A 519-nucleotide genomic window follows, 5' to 3' on the forward strand; every position below is an offset into this window, starting at 1 on the left:
GGAGGGCGTGTTCTGGAGTTTCGGCACCTACACCGGCGCGTAGACCGGCCCCATCACGCCCCGTGCTCCGCGGGGACCTCCTCGCCGGGCTTCGGCGGTGGTGGCGGTGTACCGTCCCCGAACGGCCTGCCGCCCAGCTGTTCACGCCCGTGCGGCGCGAGCCAGCCGGACAGGTCGGGGCCCTTCGGCACGATCCCGGTGGGATTGAGGTCGGTATGCACGATGTAGTAGTGCTGCTTGATCTGGGTGAAGTCGATGGTGTCGCCGAACCCGGGTGTCTGGAAGAGATCGCGGGCGTAGCCCCACAGCACGGGCATCTCGTCGAGCTTGTTCCGATTGCACTTGAAGTGTCCGTGGTAGACCGCGTCGAACCGTGCGAGGGTCGTGAACAGGCGCACGTCCGCTTCGGTAATCGTGTCGCCGACAAGGAACCTGCGGTCGGCCAGACGTTCCTCGAGCCAGTCGAGACGAGCGAACAGGCGGTCGTACGCGGAGTCGTACGCGTCCTGGGATCCGGCG

General features: G+C 66.9%; 1 protein-coding gene. It reads right to left on the reverse strand.

The annotated features are described in order from the left end of the window. Positions 1 to 53 precede the first annotated feature (53 nt). On the reverse strand, positions 54 to 519 hold a 466-nt coding region (locus tag RJ1_RS45225; protein ID WP_174695100.1), incomplete at its 5' end, for a glutathione S-transferase C-terminal domain-containing protein.

Source organism: Rhodococcus jostii NBRC 16295, from assembly GCF_001894825.1.
In the GTDB taxonomy this organism is placed as follows: domain Bacteria; phylum Actinomycetota; class Actinomycetes; order Mycobacteriales; family Mycobacteriaceae; genus Rhodococcus_F; species Rhodococcus_F jostii.